Source organism: Candidatus Arsenophonus nilaparvatae (genome assembly GCF_045346035.1).
Lineage (GTDB): Bacteria > Pseudomonadota > Gammaproteobacteria > Enterobacterales > Enterobacteriaceae > Arsenophonus > Arsenophonus nilaparvatae.
Genome location: NZ_CP158507.1, coordinates 2,227,071 through 2,247,702, shown reverse-complemented (window position 1 = coordinate 2,247,702; position 20,632 = coordinate 2,227,071). Strand labels below are relative to the sequence as shown.

Below are 20,632 nucleotides of genomic sequence, written 5' to 3'. Positions count from 1 at the left end.
TTTTATAAGTATAGTTGGAAAAACAATGGCTAATAAAAAGCGTTCAGCAAGCTCTAGTCGTTGGTTGCAGGAACATTTTAGTGATAAATACGTTCTTCAAGCACAAAAAAAAGGGTTTCGCTCGCGTGCATGGTTTAAATTGGATGAGATCCAGCAGAGTGATAAAATATTTAAACCTGGTATGACCGTTGTTGATTTAGGGGCAGCGCCTGGTGGTTGGTCTCAATATGCAGCAAGCAAAGTTGGCCAGACGGGGCGGGTTATTGCATGTGATTTATTACTAATGGATCCCATCGTAGGTGTTGATTTCTTACAAGGAGATTTTCGGGATGAGCAGATATTGAAGGCATTACTTGAACGAGTTGGTGATAAAAAAGTCCAGGTTGTTATGTCTGATATGGCTCCCAATATGAGTGGGACACCTGCGGTCGATATTCCTCGATCCATGTATCTGGTTGAGCTAGCGTTGGATATGTGTCGCGATGTACTGGCTACTGGGGGAAGTTTTATTGTTAAAGTATTTCAGGGAGAAGGCTTTGATGAATATCTGAGGGAAATTCGCTCTCTATTTTTGAAAGTTAAAATTCGTAAACCAGATGCTTCACGGTCACGTTCACGTGAAGTGTACATTGTAGCGACAGGACGCAAAATATAGTACCCTGTACGTTATTTATTTAACATAGTTGTAATGAAGAGGTTCATCCCTTGAGTGACATGGCGAAAAACCTGATTCTCTGGGTAGTCATTGCGGTAGTCCTGATGTCTCTATTCCAGAGTTTTGGTCCTAGCGATTCGAATAGTCGCAGGGTGGATTATTCTACCTTTATGAATGAGTTAACTCAGGATCAGATACGTGAAGTACGGATTTCTGATCGTGAAATTAGTGTTAAGAAAACGGATAACAGTCGTTATACGACTTATATTCCAGTGAGAGAGGATCCAAGATTGTTGGATACCTTGCTTGAAAGGCATGTCACCGTCATTGGTGAACCACCTCAAGAGCAAAGTTTCTTAGCGACTATTTTCATTTCCTGGTTCCCAATGCTATTACTAATTGGGGTTTGGATCTTTTTTATGCGTCAGATGCAAGGAGGAGGTGGCAAAGGTGCTATGTCCTTTGGTAAGAGTAAGGCGCGCATGCTGACAGAAGATCAAATTAAAACCACTTTTGCTGATGTTGCCGGTTGTGATGAAGCGAAAGAAGAAGTTGGTGAGCTAGTTGAATATTTTCGTGAACCGGGTCGTTTTCAAAAATTAGGTGGTAAGATTCCTAAGGGAATTCTGATGGTAGGGCCACCGGGAACAGGTAAAACTTTATTGGCAAAAGCCATTGCAGGTGAAGCAAAAGTTCCCTTTTTTACTATCTCCGGTTCAGATTTCGTAGAAATGTTCGTTGGTGTTGGTGCTTCTCGAGTTCGTGATATGTTTGAACAAGCAAAGAAAGCCGCGCCTTGTATCATATTTATTGACGAAATCGATGCGGTTGGCCGCCAACGTGGCGCAGGTTTGGGAGGAGGGCACGATGAACGTGAACAAACTCTTAACCAAATGTTGGTAGAGATGGATGGATTTGAAGGTAATGAAGGTATTATTGTTATTGCCGCTACCAACCGTCCCGATGTGTTAGATCCGGCATTATTGCGTCCTGGACGTTTTGATCGGCAGGTTGTTGTGGGTTTACCTGATGTACGTGGTCGTGAGCAGATTTTGAAGGTTCATATGCGCCGTGTACCTTTAGATCCTAGTGTTGATGCTTCAGTATTGGCACGAGGCACACCTGGTTTTTCTGGTGCTGATTTAGCTAATTTAGTTAATGAAGCCGCCCTTTTTGCAGCACGCGGAAATAAGCGTGTTGTCACGATGGTGGAATTCGAAAAGGCAAAAGACAAGATCATGATGGGTGCTGAACGTCGCTCTATGGTGATGACAGAGGAACAAAAAGAATCTACGGCTTATCATGAGGCTGGTCATGCGATTATAGGAGGTATTGTTCCAGAATATGATCCTGTTCATAAAGTGACAATTATCCCACGAGGTCGTGCGTTAGGTGTCACATTCTTCTTGCCAGAAGGTGATCAAATTAGTGCGAGTCGGCAAAAGCTAGAAAGTCAAATTTCTACGCTTTATGGCGGCAGATTAGCTGAAGAAATTATTTACGGTTCAGAAAAGGTATCTACTGGCGCGTCAAACGACATTAAAGTAGCAACTAATCTTGCTCGTAATATGGTGACGCAATGGGGTTTTTCTGAGAAATTAGGGCCATTGCTCTATGCCGAAGAAGAAGGTGAGGTTTTCCTGGGCCGCTCGGTTGCTAAAGCTAATCATATGTCAGACGAAACTGCGCGAGCAATTGATGAAGAGATCAAGGCAATTATTGATCGTAATTATAAACGAGCTCGTCAGATTTTGAATGAACACATGGATATTTTGCATGCGATGAAGGATGCATTGATGAAATATGAAACCATTGATGCACCTCAAATTGATGATTTGATGAATCGCCGTCCAGTTAGAGCTCCAGCTGGCTGGGATGATAATGATAGTAATCCTACTACAACATCCTCATCACAAGGAGAGCCAGAGAAGAATATTTCTGCCGCTCAGGGTGAAGATAATGTGCAAGAAAATGATAATGGAAGTAACACAGAGAATCGTTAATGATCATTGGTTCTCTATGTGAAATGAATAAATGATTGAAACCCCAGGACAACCTGGGGTTTTGTTTGGTTGAGTAAGGTGATTATGAAAATTACTGCCCGAAAAATAGAGCTTGATCTTAATTGTCCTGTTGTTATGGGAATATTAAATGTTACTCCAGACTCTTTTTCTGATGGTGGTATATACAATCGTTATGACTATGCGCTCAAGCATGTAGCTAGTATGGTTAACCATGGTGCGGCAATTATCGATATTGGTGGTGAATCAACCCGTCCGGGTGCTAGCGAAGTCAGTCTACAGCAAGAACTTGATCGAGTTATCCCAATAATCGAAGCAGTAACTGACCGTTTTGATGTTTGGGTTTCTGTTGATACATCTAAAGCTGTTGTCATGACAGAGGCAGCTAGAGCAGGTGCGAATATTATTAATGATGTTCGGTCGTTACATGAACCGGGTGCATTAGAAGCTGCGGCTGAAACAGGATTACCGATCTGTATTATGCATATGTTAGGTCAACCTAAGACAATGCAACAAACACCCGATTATAAAAATGTGGTTGTAGAAGTAAAACAGTATTTATTCGATGAAATTGAACGCTGTGAAGCGGCTGGCATTGCGAAAAATCGTTTGATTATTGATCCAGGTTTCGGTTTTGGTAAAAACTTGGTGCATAATTATCAATTATTAGCGAAATTGAATGAATTTCATGCTCTCGGAGTGCCACTACTAGTGGGTATGTCACGTAAATCTATGATTGGTGAACTATTAGATGTACCACTAGAGGAACGGCTTATTGGCGGTATCGCATGCGCAGTTATCGCAGCTATGCAGGGAGCACAGATTATTCGTGCTCATGATGTAAAAGCAACTGTACAGGCTATGAAGATTGTTCAAGCAACCCTTTCAGTAAAGGAAACAGATGATTATGAGTAAGCGCAAATATTTTGGCACCGATGGTATTCGTGGCAAAGTAGGAGAAAACCCAATTACCCCTGATTTTGTTTTGAAATTGGGTTGGGCAGCAGGTAAGGTTTTAGCGCGGCATGGTTCTCGTAAAATAATCATAGGTAAAGATACACGCATTTCAGGTTATATGTTGGAGTCATCTTTAGAAGCGGGTCTTGCAGCAGCGGGGTTATCAGCTGCATTTACAGGTCCTATGCCTACACCAGCGATTGCTTATTTAACACGCACATACCGTGCTGAAGCGGGCATTGTTATTTCTGCTTCCCATAATCCCTATTATGATAATGGTATTAAATTCTTTTCGATTGATGGCACTAAATTACCTGATGATGTAGAAGAAGCAATAGAAGCTGAGATGGAAAAACCACTTACTTGTGTTGAGTCTGCCGAATTAGGACGAGCGAGTCGCATTGTTGATGCTGCTGGGCGTTATATAGAGTATTGCAAAGGGACGTTTCCCAGTGACCAAAGTTTAAGTGGATTAAAAATAGTTTTAGATTGTGCTAATGGCGCAACCTATCATATTGCCCCGAATGTTTTAACTGAGCTTGGTGCGGAAGTCATCGCAATCGGCTGTGAACCAAATGGACTGAATATTAATGAGGGCTGTGGCGCGACTGATGTTACGCTATTGCAAAAACGTGTGGTAACAGAAAAAGCGGATATTGGTCTTGCTTTTGATGGTGATGGTGATCGGGTAATAATGGTTGATCATCGTGGTAATAGAATAGATGGTGATCAAATTCTTTATATTATTGCGCGTGATGCACTTCGACAAGGTCAATTGCACGGTGGAGTTGTTGGCACTTTAATGAGTAATATGGGATTAGAATTAGCCCTGCAACAGTTGGATATACCTTTTATCAGGGCAAAAGTTGGCGATCGTTATGTTCTCGAGAAATTACAAGAGCAAGGATGGCGGCTTGGTGCTGAAAATTCAGGCCATATTATTTTGTTAGATAAAACGACAACAGGTGATGGAATTATTGCTGGTTTACAAGTTCTAAGTGCGATGCTCCGTAATAATATGAGCCTTTATGATCTCTGTTGTGAGATTAAATTGATGCCTCAAGTATTAATAAATGTGCGTTTTTCCGGTAGCCATAATCCATTGGCCACAGAAGAAGTTTTAAATGTGGTAAACCAAGTGGAAAAAGAACTAGCAGGTAGAGGACGGGTTTTATTGCGTAAATCAGGTACCGAGCCTTTAATTCGTATCATGGTGGAAGGTGAGAATGAAAAGCAGGTTACCGCAATGGCTAATCGCATTGCTGAAGTTGTCAAGCAAGTGAAATAGGTCATAATATTTTTATAAAAGATCATATGGTTGTATAAGTATTGTGTCGTTTTTCGTCAACTGGCTTTGGAGAACAACTTTTGTTGTTTTTTTCTACAAATAGTACGATGAGATAAAAATAATCTTGCTTGTCAGCTAAGGTTTGGTTAGTATTCAAAACCGCTTCTTAAGGTAACGACTTAAGGAGCAAGTTGCAGTAGATAGGTTTTTCCGAACTTTATTGTCAAATAGGTAGTTAGCTATGTACATAACCCTTTTGGTTATCTTTTTATTAGTCTCAATTGCGCTGATTGGTATGGTCATGCTGCAACAAGGGAAAGGTGCTGATATGGGAGCTTCATTCGGTGCAGGTGCTTCTGCAACATTATTTGGTTCATCAGGATCAGGTAATTTTATGACGCGGATGACGGCTATCTTTGCAACATTATTCTTTGTTATCAGTTTAATTTTAGGGAATTTAACTGCTAATAAAAGTGTGACTGGAAGCAAATGGGAAAACATTGGTGAACCTGTTAAAGTTGAGAAACCAGTGGGAGTTCCTACAGCGCCTATAGCCCCAACAAGTGATATCCCTCATTAATTAAGCAACAGTTTGTGTAGTGAGGCGGTTTTATTAAAAAATTGTCTTACTGGTGTGCCGAGGTGGTGAAATTGGTATACACGCTACCTTGAGGTGGTAGTGCCTATAAAACGGGCGTACGGGTTCAAGTCCCGTTCTCGGCACCATTTTAAAAGATAGCTTGCGTTTCGCATATTATCAGCGTAAAATTTGCGGAATTTCCGAACGCGGGATGGAGCAGCTTGGTAGCTCGTCGGGCTCATAACCCGAAGGTCGTCGGTTCAAATCCGGCTCCCGCAACCACTTCTTAGCATATGATCTATTTCAGGCGTCTTATTGGATTATTTTCGTTTGGAAGAGTGCTGAGTCAGGGGTTAAACCTACTGGCAGTGTTATAGGGTCCAGTTGCATAAAGCCCCGGTTTTCGGGGTTTTTTGTTATTTAAAACAGAATTACTGGGCTTTTAGCCCTTTTTTTATGTCTGGGGGTGGAGTTTGTCCACGTTAGAGCAAAAATTAATATCGATGATTTCAGTGCCGGTAGAAGCTCTAGGTTTTGAATTTGTTGGTCTGGAGTTTATTCGAGCACGGGTTTCGACATTACGCGTTTATATTGATAACGAAAATGGTATTACCGTTGATGATTGTGCCGAAGTTAGCCACCAGGTCAGTGCAGTACTGGATGTTGAAGATCCGATCTCAGAGCTCTATAACCTGGAGATATCTTCACCAGGACTTGAGCGTCCACTCTTTACTGTTGCACACTATCAGCATTTTATTGGTAAAGAAGTGAATTTAATATTAAGAATAGCAATGCAGAACCGTCGTAAATGGCGAGGTATAATTAAAGCTGTTGATGACGAAATGATTACGGTTACTGTGGATGGCAAGGACGAAGTGTTTGCACTAAAAAACATCCAGAAAGCTAACCTGGTACCCCACTTTTAATAAAGTTCAATGAGGCAACTAGGATGAATAAAGAAATTCTGGCTGTTGTGGAAGCGGTTTCTAATGAAAAATCGCTTCCTCGCGAAAAAATCTTTGAAGCGCTTGAAACCGCATTAGCAACAGCTACTAAGAAAAAATATGAACAAGAGATTGATGTTCGCGTTAATATTGATCGTAAAACGGGAGATTTTGATACATTTCGTCGTTGGTTGGTGGTTGAAGAAGTTACACAGCCGACACGGGAAATTACTTTAGATGCGGCAAAATTTGAAGACTCAGAGATTAATTTAGGCGATTATGTAGAGGATCAAATAGAGTCTGTTACCTTTGACCGCATTACCACTCAAACTGCAAAACAGGTTATTGTTCAGAAGGTACGTGAAGCTGAGAGAGCGATGGTTGTCGAGCAATTTCGTGAGCAGCAAGGTGAAATCATTACCGGGGTGGTAAAAAAAGTCAATCGTGAAAATATTACCTTGGATTTAGGTAATAATGCTGAAGCGGTAATTTTACGGGAAGATATGTTACCACGTGAAAACTTTCGACCAGGTGACCGTGTGCGTGGTGTATTGTATGATGTACGCCCAGAAGCGCGTGGAGCGCAGCTGTTTGTTAGCCGTTCTCGTCCTGAAATGTTAGTAGAATTATTTCGCATAGAAGTACCGGAAATCGGTGAAGAAATTATTGAAATTAAAGCCGCTGCTCGTGATCCAGGATCGCGGGCAAAAATTGCCGTAAAAACGAATGATAAACGCATCGATCCAGTAGGCGCTTGTGTTGGGATGCGTGGTGCAAGGGTGCAAGCAGTATCAAGCGAACTTGGAGGAGAGCGTATTGATATTGTTTTGTGGGATGATAATCCTGCACAATTTGTGATTAATGCGATGGCGCCAGCTGACGTTGCCTCTATTGTCGTTGATGAAGATAAATGTACGATGGATGTTGCCGTTGAAAGTAGTAATTTGGCTCAGGCAATTGGCCGCAATGGACAAAATGTTCGCTTAGCTTCCCAGTTACTGAAAAAGCATCGTGGAGATGACAGATGGGAATTGAATGTAATGACCGCGGAAGAACTTGAAGCTAAACATCAAGCAGAGGCACATGCATCTATTGATTCTTTTGTTAAGCACCTTGATATTGATGAAGAATTCGCTACTGCTCTCGTTGAAGAAGGTTTTTCTACATTAGAAGAATTAGCTTATGTACCAATCAACGAACTATTAGAAATTGAAGGTCTTGATGAGACAACGATTGAAGTTTTGCGTGAAAGAGCGAAAGCAGCGCTGACGACATTAGAATTGGCTCAAAAAGAGAGTATGGGTGATAATCAGCCAACTGAGGATCTGTTAAATCTACCAGGTATGAATCATGCTTTAGCAATGAACCTAGCTGCTCATGGTATTTGTACATTGGAAGATCTTGCCGAGCAGGGGATCGACGATCTGAGAGATATTGAAGAAGGGCTGAATGATGAACAGGCTGGTGAAATTATTATGGCTGCGCGCAATATTTGCTGGTTTGGCAACGATCCAAAATAATTTGTAGCAGGAAGGAACAGAATGGCAGATGAAACTGTAAAATCATTGGCAGCAGAGATTCAAACTTCAGTTGAACGCCTGGTACAGCAGTTTGCTGATGCCGGGATAAAGAAAACTGAAAATGATGCTGTTACTCAAAATGAAAAAGAAACTTTACTTGCATACTTAAATCGTGAAGATGGGACGACAGGTAACCAGACTGGCAAATTAACACTACAGCGAAAAACTCGCAGCACACTAAGTGTGCCGAGTACTGGCGGAAAAAGTAAATCAGTCAACATTGAGGTCCGTAAAAAGCGCACATATGTTGACCGCGATGCCTTGGAAAAAGCGAAAGCTGAAGAACAAGTGAAGCATGAAGCGGAAGAGCAAGCAAAGCGCGAAGCAGAAAAAAAAGCAAAACGTGAAGCTGAAGAGAAAAAAGCGAAACGTGAAGCAGCTGAAAAAGCAAAGCGCGAAGCAGCGGAAAAAGAGAAAGTGAAACAAAGTAAAAATAATCCAAAAACAGCTAAATCCAGTAAAGATTCGGCTGCTTATACTGAAAAACAGCGTCGCGAAGCTGAGGCAGCAGAGCTTAAACGTAAAGCTGAAGAAGAAATGCGACGTAAGGTCGAAGCGGAAGCTAAACGCGTTGCCGAAGAAGCTCGTCGTATGGCAGAGGAAAACTCCAATCGTTGGAGTAGTAATGACGAAACGGAAGATAATGCAGATTATCATACTACGACTTCTCGTCATGCTCGTGAAGCAGAAGATGAAAATGATGCCCAAGAAGAAGGCCGTCGCGCCCGAAATCGAGCTGGAAAGGCTACTCGGCAGAAAAAAAATAATAAACATTCTGAAAAAGCTGATCGCGAAGAAGAGCGAGCGGTTGGTCGTACGAATAAAACCAAAGGTAAACAGAAAAAAACCAGTTCATTACAGCAAAGCTTCACAAAACCGGTTGCGGTTATTAACCGTGATGTTGTGATTGGCGAAACCATCTCGGTTGCTGAGTTAGCGAATAAGATGGCAGTCAAAGGCTCACAAGTTGTCAAGACCATGATGAAAATGGGCGCTATGGTGACCATCAATCAGGTTGTTGATCAAGAAACAGCGCAACTTGTGGCAGAGGAAATGGGGCATAAAGTTATTTTACGGCGTGAAAATGAGCTGGAAGAAGCGATTTTAAATGATCGTGATACCGGTGAAGCAGTTGCAGAACCTCGGGCGCCAGTCGTAACCATCATGGGACATGTTGACCATGGTAAAACTTCATTACTTGACTATATTCGTTCAACTAAAGTTGCATCGGGAGAAGCTGGCGGCATTACGCAGCACATAGGTGCCTATCATGTTGAAACAGATAAAGGCATGATTACCTTCTTAGATACACCAGGACATGCTGCATTTACTTCAATGCGTGCTCGCGGTGCTAAAGCAACGGATATTGTTGTTTTGGTCGTTGCGGCGGATGATGGTGTGATGCCTCAGACGATAGAAGCTATTCAGCATGCCAAGGCCGCTAATGTGCCGGTTGTCGTTGCAGTTAATAAAATTGATAAACACGAAGCTGATCCTGATCGTGTCAAAAATGAGCTGTCGCAATATGGTGTTGTGGCTGAAGAGTGGGGTGGCGAAAATCAATTTATCAATGTATCTGCCAAAAAAGGGACAGGGATTGATGAATTATTAGAAGCTATCTTATTACAAGCTGAAGTATTAGAACTCAAAGCGGTTCGTACTGGAATGGCAAGTGGTGTTGTTATCGAGTCTTATTTGGACAAAGGTCGCGGTTCGGTTGCGACGATTTTAGTTCAGGAAGGCACCCTTAATAAAGGTGACATTGTACTATGTGGTTTTGAGTATGGCCGTATTCGTGCAATGCGTAATGAATTAGGTGAAGATATTCAGTCTGCAGGGCCATCGATTCCGGTTGAAATTCTGGGGTTATCAAATGTACCTTCAGCAGGCGATGAAGCAACGGTTGTCCGTGATGAAAAGAAAGCGCGTGAGGTTGCACTTTATCGTCAAGGTAAATTCCGAGAAGTAAAATTGGCACGCCAGCAGAAGTCAAAACTAGAAAACATGTTTGCTAATATGGAAGATGGTAAGATTTCTGAGTTAAATATTGTATTAAAAACCGATGTACAAGGTAGCTGTGAAGCCATTACTGATTCGTTGCAAAAATTATCAACTGATGAAGTGAAAGTGAAAATTATTGGTTCAGGTGTAGGTGGTATTACAGAAACCGATGTTACATTGGCTGCTGCTTCTAATGCAATTATCATTGGTTTCAATGTCCGCGCCGATGCTGCAGCAAGACGCATTGTTGAAAGTGAAAATTTGGATCTACGCTATTATTCGGTTATTTATAGTCTTATCGATGAGATCAAACAGGCGATGAGTGGTATGTTGGCGCCTGAATATAAACAGCAAATTATCGGATTAGCCGAAGTCCGTGATGTGTTTAAATCACCTAAGTTTGGGGCCATTGCTGGTTGTATGGTTGTTGAAGGCATAATCAAGCGTAATAACCCTATCCGTGTATTGCGGGATAATGTGGTTATTTATGAAGGTGAATTGGAATCATTACGTCGCTTTAAAGATGATGTCAACGAAGTACGCAATGGCATGGAGTGTGGTATTGGTGTGAAGAATTATAATGATGTACGTGTAGGTGATATGATAGAAGTATTTGAAATCATTGAAGTGAAACGTTCTATTGATAATTAATGCCTGCTTTATTGATGTTTATTAAAAGGCCATAACTGATGTTATGGCCTTTTAGTTAAAGAGTTATAGATAACCATTTAGATCGGGTATATTGGTTATCGATTGTTGAGATGGGATTAATTCTATTATGATAAATAATAGTTAATATTTATTTTATATAAAAATCAAATAGATATAAGTATTGAATTTTATTTTTCTAATATATATATCATAATAATTAATGGTCATTATATTTTAGTTTTACCCTTGTGAGGAGATATCATAATGGCAAGAGAGTTTGGTCGTGCTCAGCGTGTTGCCCAGGAAATACAAAAAGAGATCGCCATTATTCTTCATCGAGAAATTAAAGACCCACGTGTTAAAATGGCTACTGTCTCAGGGGTGGAAGTTTCTCGTGATTTGGCTTATGCCAAAGTGTTCGTGACTTTTTTAAACATATCAGCAAAAGAACATGAAACAGATATGGTTAAAAATGGTATTAAAGTATTGAATGGTGATATGGCGAAACATATTCGTTCTTTGTTGGGTAAAGCGATGCGTTTACGTATTGTTCCTGAATTAACTTTTTTTTATGATAGCTCTTTAGTGGAAGGTATGCGTATGTCTAATTTAGTTAGCAACGTGATCCGTGATGATGAAAAGCGCCGTCATACTACAAAAGATGATAAAGAGAGGAAGTAATGAAGCGCCGTCGTGGTCGTGAGATTCATGGAGTATTGTTATTAGATAAACCGGCAGAACTTTCATCTAATGACGCTTTGCAGAAAGTACGTCGTTTATTTAATGCAAAAAAAGCCGGTCATACAGGAGCACTCGATCCTTTAGCAACCGGCATGTTACCGATTTGTTTGGGTGAAGCAACCAAATTTTCACAATTTTTGCTTGATTCTGATAAACGCTATCGGGTTATTGCTCGTTTAGGACAGCGTACTGATACTTCAGATGCGCATGGTAAAATAATTTGTCAACGCCCTATCGAAATAACACAACTGCAACTTGATAAGGCATTAGATAAATTTCGTGGTAATTTAATCCAAATACCGTCTATGTATTCTGCGCTTAAATATCAGGGTAAGCCACTTTATGAATATGCCCGTCAGGGGATTACTATTGAACGTGAAGGCCGACCGATTACTGTTTATGATTTACAATTTGAGCGCTGGCAAGAGAATGAACTGGAATTAACAATTCATTGTTCTAAAGGAACTTATATACGAACTATTATTGATGATTTAGGTGAATTGTTGGGTTGTGGTGCTCATGTGATTTATCTAAGGCGCTTACAGGTAGCTAGTTATCCCAGTGAACGTATGGTAACAATAGAACAATTATATACGCTTAAGCAGCAAGTGGAATTAGGGACAACTTCTCTGGAGGCACAATTAGATCCTTTATTATTACCAATGGATACAGCAGTTAATCATTTTCCTGAAATCAATATTTCATCGATTGTTGCAAGCTATTTTAAACAAGGGCAAGCGGTTGTTGTTGCTAACCATCGGCTTTCCGAAGGTAATAAAGTTCGCGTAACAGAAGGTGATATGCATAAATTTATTGGTATTGCTGAGATCGATGAACAAAATAGGATAGCACCTCGTCGTTTAGTGGTGGAAAGTGTTTGATAGGATTTAGATGTAATCTTGCGTTATGATTAATTGAAGCGTAAAATAGGTGAGCATTTGTTCGGGAAGGCTGAATTAGAGATTGGCTTTCCTTATGTTTAATGGAAAATTTGGAGTTATTTATGTCTCTAAGTACTGAAGCGAAAGCGCAAATTATCTCAGACTATGGCCGTGATAAAAATGACACGGGTTCTAGTGAAGTTCAAGTTGCTCTATTGACTGCGGAGATCAATCATTTGCAAGGTCACTTTGCAGAGCACAAGAAAGATCACCACAGCCGTCGAGGGCTGTTGCGTATGGTTGCTCAGCGTCGTAAGCTATTGAACTATCTTAAGGGTAAAAATGTTGCTCGTTATACCACACTTATTGAGCGCTTAGGATTACGTCGCTGATTAGTTGGTTTCAAAAGAAAAGGGGCCAGTAGGCCCCTTTTCTTTTGAAAGCGGAAAAAATTTTTAGAATTGGTTTACACTTACAAAATGATTTTAGGAAATAGATTTTTGTCAATTTATTTCTAAATAATGTGAGCTTCTTTAGCTACAACCGGTTCGCGCGGCTAATGAGAATACTGATATTCACAAAATAAGTAAAAATATTCAGTATTGTCATTAGTCGCGAGGATGTAGCAAGAAAGGAAATATTGGTGTTGTTATATAAATAAACAGCTATTAAAAGGGTATTATTTTGCTTAATCCTATTGTTCGTAAATTTCAATATGGCCAGCATACCGTCACTATCGAAACGGGTATGATGGCGCGTCAGGCGACTGCTGCAGTTATGGTTAATATGGATGATACAGCCGTATTTGTCACTGTTGTTGGGCAGAAAAAAGTGAAAGAAGGGCAGGATTTCTTTCCACTGACAGTTAACTATCAGGAGCGATCTTATGCTGCCGGCCGAATCCCCGGTAGTTTTTTTCGTCGTGAGGGTCGTCCTGGTGAAGGTGAAACACTGATAGCCCGGCTGATTGATCGTCCACTTCGTCCCTTGTTTCCAGAGGGATTTGTCAATGAAATACAAATTATTGCTACGGTTGTATCCATTAATCCGCAAGTGAATCCAGATATTGTTGCTATGATCGGCGCCTCTGCTGCATTATCTATATCGGGTATTCCATTTAATGGTCCAATTGGTGCAGCTCGTGTTGGTTATATTGATGACCAGTATGTTTTAAATCCCACCGTTGATGAATTGAATAGCAGTCGCTTAGATTTAGTTGTCGCAGGTACGTCGAGTGCGGTACTAATGGTAGAGTCTGAAGCTGATTTATTGACAGAAGAGCAAATGCTTGGTGCGGTTGTTTTTGGTCACGAGCAACAGCAAATCGTGATTGATAATATTAATGCCTTGGCAGCCGAAACAGGTAAAGAAAAATGGGATTGGCAGCCTGAAGCGATTAATGAAGAATTACATAATCGCATTGCTCAATTAGCTGAAGAGCGGTTAGGTGATGCTTATCGTATTACTGAAAAACAAGAACGTTACACTAACGTTGATGCAATTAAAGAAGATGTCGCTAATGCGCTTTTGGCAGAAAATGAATCTTTAGATGTTGCTGAGATAAACGACATTCTTTCCGGTTTAGAGAAAAAAGTTGTCCGTACTCGGGTATTAAAAGGTGAACCGCGGATTGATGGGCGAGAAAAAGACATGGTACGTGCACTTGATGTCCGTACGGGTGTATTACCTCGTACCCATGGTTCAGCATTATTTACGCGCGGAGAAACGCAGGCGTTGGTCACGGCAACTCTTGGTACTGAACGTGATGCGCAAGTTATTGACGAGCTGATGGGTGAATATACCGATCGTTTTCTATTCCATTATAATTTCCCTCCTTATTCAGTAGGTGAGACAGGCATGGTCGGTTCACCAAAAAGGCGTGAAATTGGCCATGGTCGTTTGGCTAAGCGTGGAGTATTGGCGGTGATGCCGAATCAGTCAGAGTTTCCCTATACTGTACGTGTAGTGTCTGAAATCACTGAATCTAATGGCTCTTCTTCTATGGCTTCCGTCTGTGGGGCATCACTAGCATTAATGGATGCCGGTGTTCCAATTAAGGCAGCGGTAGCAGGTATTGCAATGGGATTAGTGAAAGAAAACGATGATTTTGTTGTGCTTTCCGATATTTTGGGTGATGAAGATCATTTAGGCGATATGGATTTTAAAGTCGCAGGTAGTCGTGAAGGTATTAGTGCTCTGCAAATGGATATCAAGATTGAGGGCATTACGCGTGAAATTATGCAAGTTGCGTTAAACCAGGCAAAAGGGGCTCGTTTACACATTTTAAGTGTTATGGAAGAGGCTATTAATGGCCCTCGTGAAGAGATTTCTGAGTTTGCGCCACGTATTCATACTATCCACATCAATCCTGATAAGATCAAAGATGTAATAGGTAAAGGTGGTTCTGTCATTAGAGCATTGACTGAAGAAACCGGTACTACGATTGAAATTGATGATGATGGTACCGTAAAAATTGCTGCAACCGATAGTTCTAAAGCAGAAGCGGCTATCCGTCGTATTGAAGATATTACCGCAGAAGTTGAAGTTGGTCGTATCTATCAGGGCAAAGTCACACGTATCGTTGACTTTGGTGCTTTTGTTGCCATTGGAGGTGGTAAAGAAGGACTGGTGCATATCTCTCAGATAGCAGAAAAACGCGTTGAAAAAGTTACTGATTACTTACAGTTAGGTCAGGAAGTGCCAGTCAAAGTATTGGAAATTGATCGGCAGGGTCGTATTCGCCTTAGTATTAAAGAGGCGGTTTCTGCTGAAAAGCCGGCTGAAACAGAAACACAGATTTCTGCAGAATAATTTGACGTAAGGCTCGGTGTCCTGTAAAAAGAGCACCTACTCAGTTTTTTTAATAGCTGAGTCTCCTGTAATTGTGGGGATTGACGGGATATATTGATTAGTTTCTGTCTTTGGGAGAAGGAAATGAATTCTTTTCTGCGCTGGCTTTATACTGCTGCTATTGTTTTTATTGTCGGTTGCAGCAGTGAAAACTGGCGTAAAAATGAAGTCTTTGCTGTCCCATTGCAACCCACATTGCAACAAGAAGTAATATTGGCTCGTATGGAACAGATCCTTGCGAGCCGGTCGTTGTCCGATGATGAATATGCACAGCTTTTATATGAACGCGGTGTGTTGTATGATAGTCTCGGATTGAGGGCGTTAGCGCGCAATGATTTTACCATGGCGCTAGCTATACGTCCTGATATTCCTGAAGTTTTTAATTTTCTGGGAATATATTTTACACAGGCAGGCAATTTTGATGCTGCCTATGAAGCGTTTGATTCTGTTTTAGAGCTTGATCCAACTTACAATTTCGCGCGCATGAATCGGGGTATTGCACTGTATTATGGTGGGAGATATCGATTGGCGCAGGGTGATCTGCTGGCGTATTATCGACAAGATCCAAATGATCCTTTCCGCAGCTTATGGCTTTATTTAGTGGAAAAAGAGATAAAACCAAAAATGGCGCAAGCCAATTTGTTATCTCGTTATAACCAAGCGGAAAAAGGGCAATGGGGCTGGAATATAGTTGAATTCTATTTAGGTAAAATCAGTGAAAAAACATTGATGGTTCGTCTGAAAGAGAATTCAACAGATAACACTTCGCTCGCTGAGCATCTTAGTGAAACTAACTTCTATTTAGGTAAATATTACCTAAGTCTGGGGGATAATGATAACGCTATAGCGTTATTCAAGCTTACGGTAGCTAGCAATGCACATAGCTTTGTTGAGCACCGCTATGCTCTGTTGGAACTGGCTTTGTTAGGTCAGGCACAAGACGACCTTTCAGAATCAGGCTAACAGTAGCGACGAACATATCATCACTGCTTTTTTAAGTCTTCATCGATTGTGATGAGGGCTTGTTGTTCGTTTAATAACATAATTTGAGCCAGTTCACATTTTAAATGAAAATGACCGAAATTTTTTTCGCAGAGTTATGTAAACTGGCCGCCATAATAAATGAGGCACTTTTGCATGACTAATGAGACTGAAATCTCTTTTGCTGATTTAGGTTTATCAACACCGATTCTTTCTGCACTAAATGACCTTGGTTATGAAAAACCATCGCCAATCCAGCAGCAATGTATCCCCTATTTATTAGATGGGTGTGACGTATTAGGTATGGCACAAACCGGTAGTGGTAAAACCGCCGCTTTTAGTTTACCGCTATTACATAATATAGATATCACATTGAAAGCCCCTCAAATCTTAGTGTTGGCACCAACGCGTGAGTTAGCCGTACAAGTTGCGGAAGCCATGGGTGAATTCTCTAAACACATGCGTTCAGTAAATGTAGTCGCACTTTATGGTGGGCAGCGTTACGATTCGCAACTACGCGCACTAAGGCAAGGCCCACAAATTGTAGTAGGAACTCCGGGTCGCTTATTAGATCACTTGAAACGAGGGACGCTAAATTTATCCCATTTACGTGGCTTGGTTCTTGATGAAGCGGACGAAATGTTACGTATGGGGTTCATTGAAGACGTTGAAAATATCATGAGTCAGATCCCAACCGAGCATCAAACGGCACTATTTTCTGCCACAATGCCGGAAGCGATCCGTCGCATTACCCGTCGTTTTATGAAATCACCAAAAGAGATCAGCATTCAATCCAGTGTGACGACGCGTCCAGACATTACCCAAAGTTATTGGTCTGTCTATGGCATGCGTAAAAATGAAGCATTAGTTCGTTTTTTGGAGGCTGAAGATTTTGATGCGGCAATTATTTTTGTACGCACTAAAAATGCCACATTAGAGGTTGCTGAAGCGCTTGAACGTAGTGGCTATAATAGCTCGGCTCTAAATGGCGATATGAATCAAGCTCTACGTGAGCAAACTTTAGAGCGTTTGAAAGATGGCCGTCTTGATATATTAATTGCCACCGATGTCGCAGCACGTGGTCTAGATGTTGAACGTATTAGTTTAGTTGTTAATTATGACATACCGATGGATGCAGAATCTTATGTGCATCGAATTGGTCGTACCGGTCGAGCAGGTCGAGCTGGGCGTGCTATTTTGTTTGTCGATAATCGTGAACGTCGACTACTACGCAATATTGAACGTACCATGAAGCAGCCAATTGCCGAAGTTGAGTTACCAAGTTCTGCGCTGTTAAGTGAACGTCGCCAAGCTAAATTTGCTGAAAATATTCAAAAGCAATTAGAAAGCGGGGATTTAGAAAAATATCGTGCATTACTGGCTAAATTAGTTGTTGATGATGATCTGGATATGGAAACCTTAGCTTCAGCACTATTAAAAATGGCGCAAGGTGATCGGCCGCTAATATTGCCACCTGATCCTGTTCGTCGTGCAAAACGTGAATTTAATTCACGTGATGAGCGTCGTCGCAGTAACGGCACTTCTGAACGTAGTCCGCATCGCGAGCGTCGTGATGTCGGTGATATGGAATTGTACCGTATTGAAGTTGGTCGTGATGATGGCGTTGAAGTTCGTCACATTGTCGGTGCAATTGCTAACGAAGCAGATATTAGTAGTCGTTATATTGGTAATATTAAATTGTTTGCTTCACACTCAACAATAGAGTTACCAAAAGGTATGCCAAATGAATTACTTAATCATTTGACACGTACACGTATTTTGAATAAGCCAATGCAAATGCAATTGTTAGGTGAAGCACAACCGTTTGAACGTCGTGGTAACGGTGGGCAGCGTAATGGTGGTGAATTACGTGAGCGAGGACGTCGCTTTGGTAATGAACGTCGTAGTGAGCGTGAACAGTTCCGTGGTCGTAACGAAGGGAATAATAACGCTGGATTACGCCGTCGTAGCAATCACAATATCTAATGTAATAGGATTATTGTCTATTTAGCGCCAAAAGCTGAATTCAATTGAATTCAGCTTTTTGTTTATTAAAAGGTTATCAACCGAATTAGCATAATCCTAACGCTTCTTTAAAGACTTTCAGGTAGCGACGGCTGATCGGAATATGCTGATCATTACTTAATACCAGTTTTGCCTGATTATTTTCAGTAAAAGTAATTTCTTTTAGTTGGGCCATATTGATCAAATATTGGCGGTGGCAACGAACCAATGTGGTACGCATTTCAATAGTGCGTAGTGTCAGCTCGGTAAATCCTTCTTGATTTTTGTTATTCATAACATATACACCATTCATACGAGATGTAATGTAGAGCACTTCGCCAAGGGGTATCAACCAAATACGATTGTGGCCTACACAGGGAATGTATTTAAGGGAGATATTACTCGACAATTGTTCAATATTCTGTTTTTGTCGATAGTGATGTAACCGCTGAAGGGTTTTTGATAAACGGTTTTTTTCTAACGGTTTTAGCAAATAGTCAAAAACGTGCTCCTCAAAAGCTTGAATAGCGTATTCGTCGAAAGCGGTAACAAATATAATATAAGGCCGATGTTGCGGACCGAGCATTTGTACCATTTCAAGTCCTGTAATGCGAGGCATTTGAATATCAAGGAAAACAACATCCGGTTTTTTATGATGAATAACCCTGAGCGCTTCAATGGCATTAGAGCATTCGCTAATAATATCAATATTGGCTTCCTGCTCTAATAGGTAACGTAAATTCTCGCGTGCAAGAGGTTCGTCATCAACAATTACAATCTTCATTGTTAAGTCGCCTGGTTTGTTACGTTAATATCGGGGATACACAGCCTGACACAAGTAAATTGTTCTGGTTGGCAGAAGATATTGATACCATATTGTTCACCGTAGTGGAGTTTCAGACGCTTATCTACCAGTTTTATGCCTAATCCATCATTTATTTCCGCAGGTTGATATAATCCTGCATTATCTTTAATTTCAATATAAATATGCCCATGTTGTTGAAAGGCACGAAGGCTAATTCGGCCAGTATTTAATAAATGTGCGGTTCCATGTTTGATCGCATTTTCAACTAGGGGTTGTAGTGAAAACGTCGGTAATTTAGTGACTTGCAATTTTGGCGGGATCTGGATTTTAATTTGTAGATGCTCACCAAAACGCGCTTTTTCAATTTGTAAGTAAGTGTTTACATGTTCAATTTCGTCATACAATGTTGTTATCGTTTCAGGGCGTTTTAAATTTTTACGTAAGAAGGTAGAGAGTGTAGTGGTCTAATAAAACTGTAGAGATTTATAGCTTATAATTAAGCAAAATCTTATAGGTATAAACATGCCACGAAAAGTAAAAGTGACCTTTAGCGCAAAGCAAAAACTGGAATATGCAAAACTCATGGTTGAAGGTGGATATAGCAATATCCAAGTTGAAAAAATATCCGGTGCGGGTAAATCTGCCGTATCGCGCTGGAAGCAACAATATCTTGCCGAGTTGAATGGGAATACGCCTGTAAAATCAAAAGCGTTAACGCCCGAGCAACAGCGCATACAAGAATTAGAAGCAAAACTTAAGCGTGCTCAGAGGGATAATGACATATTAAAAAAGCCGCGGCTTACTTCATCCTCGACAATCAAAACTCAAAATCGTGAAGCAAATGAAAATTATGTACCCCAATTTTACGGTCACTGAGTTATGCCATCTTTTTGAAGTAAGCAGTAGTAGTTTTTATTATGAAACGAAAATACCGACAGTTGAAAATGAAAGGCTGTGTGGCGAAATCAAACGTATTTTTTATACATCGGGCCAAACTTATGGCAAAAGACGTATCCAAGCTGAGTTAAAGGGTTTAGGTGCCAGATTGGCACTTATAAAATATCAAACATCATGAAATTAAATCAATTAGTTGCAATTAGACCAACGAAAAAGCATTACTATCCCTCATCGGGTAACGAACATCGATATGCCCCTAATTTGCTTAAACGACAATTTTCCCCTCAACAGCATAATCACTATTATGTCGGTGATATCACGTATATTAGATATCACTATGGGTGGAGCTATTTAGCTTGCGTGTTAGATTTAGCCACCAAAGAAGTTATTGGTTATGCCTTATCAACAAAACCGGATACGAAATTAGTGAAAGAAGCCTTAGATAACGCCATTGAACGGCAATTACCGGATACGACAAGTTTGATGTTCCATTCAGATCAAGGTTGCCAATATTCATCGGAGGAGTTTAGGGCGCACCTCTTTGAACGGAAAATAACTCAAAGCATGAGTCGGCGAGGTAATTGCCTCGATAATGCCGTGATGGAAAGATTTTTTAGGAGTTTAAAGACAGAAAAGCTTAACCATTTATCGTTTATGAATCATCAATCTGTTGTCTATGAAGTTGAAAATTACATTCAGTTTTATAATTATTATCGACGCCATTCAACGATTGGTTATTTAACGCCACATCAAAAATATCATGAACTAAAGAATGCCGCTTAGATCTTCTACAGAA

Annotated in this window: 16 protein-coding genes, 2 tRNA genes and 2 pseudogenes; 18 read left to right on the top strand and 2 right to left on the bottom strand. The window is 40.7% G+C overall.

The window, feature by feature from the left end; all coding sequences use genetic code 11:
• Positions 1–25: 25 nt before the first annotated feature.
• The 17 genes from rlmE (at position 26) to WH390_RS10515 (ending at position 18,116) form a co-directional block, all read left to right on the top strand.
• Positions 26–655, top strand: coding sequence for a 23S rRNA (uridine(2552)-2'-O)-methyltransferase RlmE (gene rlmE / locus WH390_RS10595; RefSeq protein WP_032114385.1), 630 nt, complete (start codon positions 26–28; stop codon positions 653–655).
• A 59-nt stretch (positions 656–714) separates the two neighbouring features.
• Positions 715–2,658 carry an ATP-dependent zinc metalloprotease FtsH gene (gene ftsH / locus WH390_RS10590; RefSeq protein WP_032114386.1) on the top strand — a complete coding sequence of 648 codons (1,944 nt, stop codon included), beginning with the start codon at positions 715–717 and terminating at the stop codon, positions 2,656–2,658.
• Positions 2,659–2,742: 84 nt separating this feature from the next.
• Positions 2,743–3,591 carry a dihydropteroate synthase gene (gene folP, locus WH390_RS10585; RefSeq protein ID WP_032114387.1) on the top strand — a complete coding sequence of 283 codons (849 nt, stop codon included), beginning with the start codon at positions 2,743–2,745 and terminating at the stop codon, positions 3,589–3,591.
• Positions 3,584–4,921, top strand: a complete 1,338-nt coding sequence (gene glmM, locus WH390_RS10580; protein WP_032114573.1) for a phosphoglucosamine mutase — start codon at positions 3,584–3,586, stop codon at positions 4,919–4,921. Before folP ends, glmM begins: the two co-directional genes overlap by 8 nt.
• A 241-nt stretch (positions 4,922–5,162) precedes the next feature.
• Entirely contained in the window at positions 5,163–5,501 is a 339-nt protein-coding gene (gene secG / locus WH390_RS10575) for a preprotein translocase subunit SecG (protein WP_032114388.1), read from the top strand.
• 56 nt (positions 5,502–5,557) lie between these two features.
• Positions 5,558–5,647 (top strand) — tRNA-Leu (locus WH390_RS10570).
• Positions 5,648–5,706: 59 nt separating this feature from the next.
• Positions 5,707–5,783: transfer RNA gene (locus WH390_RS10565), tRNA-Met, on the top strand.
• Between the two features lie 191 nt (positions 5,784–5,974).
• Positions 5,975–6,427, top strand: a complete 453-nt coding sequence (gene rimP / locus WH390_RS10560) for a ribosome maturation factor RimP (protein WP_032114389.1) — start codon at positions 5,975–5,977, stop codon at positions 6,425–6,427.
• A 23-nt stretch (positions 6,428–6,450) separates the two neighbouring features.
• Positions 6,451–7,965, top strand: coding sequence for a transcription termination factor NusA (gene nusA, locus WH390_RS10555; RefSeq protein ID WP_032114390.1), 1,515 nt, complete (start codon positions 6,451–6,453; stop codon positions 7,963–7,965).
• Between the two features lie 21 nt (positions 7,966–7,986).
• A complete protein-coding gene (gene infB / locus WH390_RS10550; protein ID WP_032114391.1) occupies positions 7,987–10,677 on the top strand; it encodes a translation initiation factor IF-2 in 2,691 nt (896 codons plus the stop codon).
• 264 nt (positions 10,678–10,941) lie between these two features.
• Positions 10,942–11,358: a 30S ribosome-binding factor RbfA gene (gene rbfA, locus WH390_RS10545; protein ID WP_032114392.1), complete on the top strand. Its 417-nt coding sequence runs from the start codon at positions 10,942–10,944 to the stop codon at positions 11,356–11,358.
• On the top strand, positions 11,358–12,299 hold the full coding sequence (gene truB / locus WH390_RS10540; RefSeq protein ID WP_032114393.1) for a tRNA pseudouridine(55) synthase TruB: 942 nt from the start codon (positions 11,358–11,360) through the stop codon (positions 12,297–12,299). Before rbfA ends, truB begins: the two co-directional genes overlap by 1 nt.
• Positions 12,300–12,421: 122 nt before the next feature.
• Positions 12,422–12,691, top strand: a complete 270-nt coding sequence (gene rpsO / locus WH390_RS10535; RefSeq protein ID WP_032114394.1) for a 30S ribosomal protein S15 — start codon at positions 12,422–12,424, stop codon at positions 12,689–12,691.
• A gap of 292 nt (positions 12,692–12,983) precedes the next feature.
• Positions 12,984–15,110: a polyribonucleotide nucleotidyltransferase gene (pnp, locus tag WH390_RS10530; RefSeq protein ID WP_032114395.1), complete on the top strand. Its 2,127-nt coding sequence runs from the start codon at positions 12,984–12,986 to the stop codon at positions 15,108–15,110.
• Between the two features lie 123 nt (positions 15,111–15,233).
• Positions 15,234–16,112: a lipoprotein NlpI gene (nlpI, locus tag WH390_RS10525; RefSeq protein ID WP_032114396.1), complete on the top strand. Its 879-nt coding sequence runs from the start codon at positions 15,234–15,236 to the stop codon at positions 16,110–16,112.
• 104 nt (positions 16,113–16,216) lie between these two features.
• A complete protein-coding gene (gene yrbN, locus WH390_RS10520) occupies positions 16,217–16,294 on the top strand; it encodes a protein YrbN (RefSeq protein ID WP_129109148.1) in 78 nt (25 codons plus the stop codon).
• Entirely contained in the window at positions 16,287–18,116 is a 1,830-nt protein-coding gene (locus tag WH390_RS10515) for a DEAD/DEAH family ATP-dependent RNA helicase (RefSeq protein WP_032114397.1), read from the top strand. Before yrbN ends, WH390_RS10515 begins: the two co-directional genes overlap by 8 nt.
• A gap of 85 nt (positions 18,117–18,201) precedes the next feature.
• Here WH390_RS10515 and btsR read toward each other — a convergent pair whose 3' ends face one another.
• Both btsR and WH390_RS10505 read right to left on the bottom strand, forming a co-directional pair.
• On the bottom strand, positions 18,202–18,918 hold the full coding sequence (gene btsR / locus WH390_RS10510; RefSeq protein WP_032114398.1) for a two-component system response regulator BtsR: 717 nt from the start codon (positions 18,916–18,918) through the stop codon (positions 18,202–18,204).
• Between the two features lie 2 nt (positions 18,919–18,920).
• Positions 18,921–19,394, bottom strand: a pseudogene (locus WH390_RS10505) (sensor histidine kinase); the annotation flags it as partial.
• 67 nt (positions 19,395–19,461) lie between these two features.
• On the opposite strand from WH390_RS10505, the pseudogene WH390_RS10500 reads away from it, so the two are divergent.
• Positions 19,462–20,619: pseudogene (locus tag WH390_RS10500) on the top strand (IS3 family transposase).
• Positions 20,620–20,632 lie beyond the last annotated feature (13 nt).

Excerpts from the sequence above, each read along its gene's own strand:
- rlmE (WP_032114385.1), top strand. The coding sequence starts at position 26 with ATGGCTAATAAAAAGCGTTCAGCAAGCTCTAGTCGTTGGTTGCAGGAA.
- ftsH (WP_032114386.1), top strand. The coding sequence starts at position 715 with ATGGCGAAAAACCTGATTCTCTGGGTAGTCATTGCGGTAGTCCTGATG.
- folP (WP_032114387.1), top strand. The coding sequence starts at position 2,743 with ATGAAAATTACTGCCCGAAAAATAGAGCTTGATCTTAATTGTCCTGTT.
- glmM (WP_032114573.1), top strand. The coding sequence starts at position 3,584 with ATGAGTAAGCGCAAATATTTTGGCACCGATGGTATTCGTGGCAAAGTA.
- secG (WP_032114388.1), top strand. The coding sequence starts at position 5,163 with ATGTACATAACCCTTTTGGTTATCTTTTTATTAGTCTCAATTGCGCTG.
- nusA (WP_032114390.1), top strand. The coding sequence starts at position 6,451 with ATGAATAAAGAAATTCTGGCTGTTGTGGAAGCGGTTTCTAATGAAAAA.
- infB (WP_032114391.1), top strand. The coding sequence starts at position 7,987 with ATGGCAGATGAAACTGTAAAATCATTGGCAGCAGAGATTCAAACTTCA.
- rbfA (WP_032114392.1), top strand. The coding sequence starts at position 10,942 with ATGGCAAGAGAGTTTGGTCGTGCTCAGCGTGTTGCCCAGGAAATACAA.
- truB (WP_032114393.1), top strand. The coding sequence starts at position 11,358 with ATGAAGCGCCGTCGTGGTCGTGAGATTCATGGAGTATTGTTATTAGAT.
- rpsO (WP_032114394.1), top strand. The coding sequence starts at position 12,422 with ATGTCTCTAAGTACTGAAGCGAAAGCGCAAATTATCTCAGACTATGGC.
- nlpI (WP_032114396.1), top strand. The coding sequence starts at position 15,234 with ATGAATTCTTTTCTGCGCTGGCTTTATACTGCTGCTATTGTTTTTATT.
- yrbN (WP_129109148.1), top strand. The coding sequence starts at position 16,217 with ATGAAAATGACCGAAATTTTTTTCGCAGAGTTATGTAAACTGGCCGCC.
- WH390_RS10515 (WP_032114397.1), top strand. The coding sequence starts at position 16,287 with ATGACTAATGAGACTGAAATCTCTTTTGCTGATTTAGGTTTATCAACA.
- btsR (WP_032114398.1), bottom strand. The coding sequence starts at position 18,918 with ATGAAGATTGTAATTGTTGATGACGAACCTCTTGCACGCGAGAATTTA.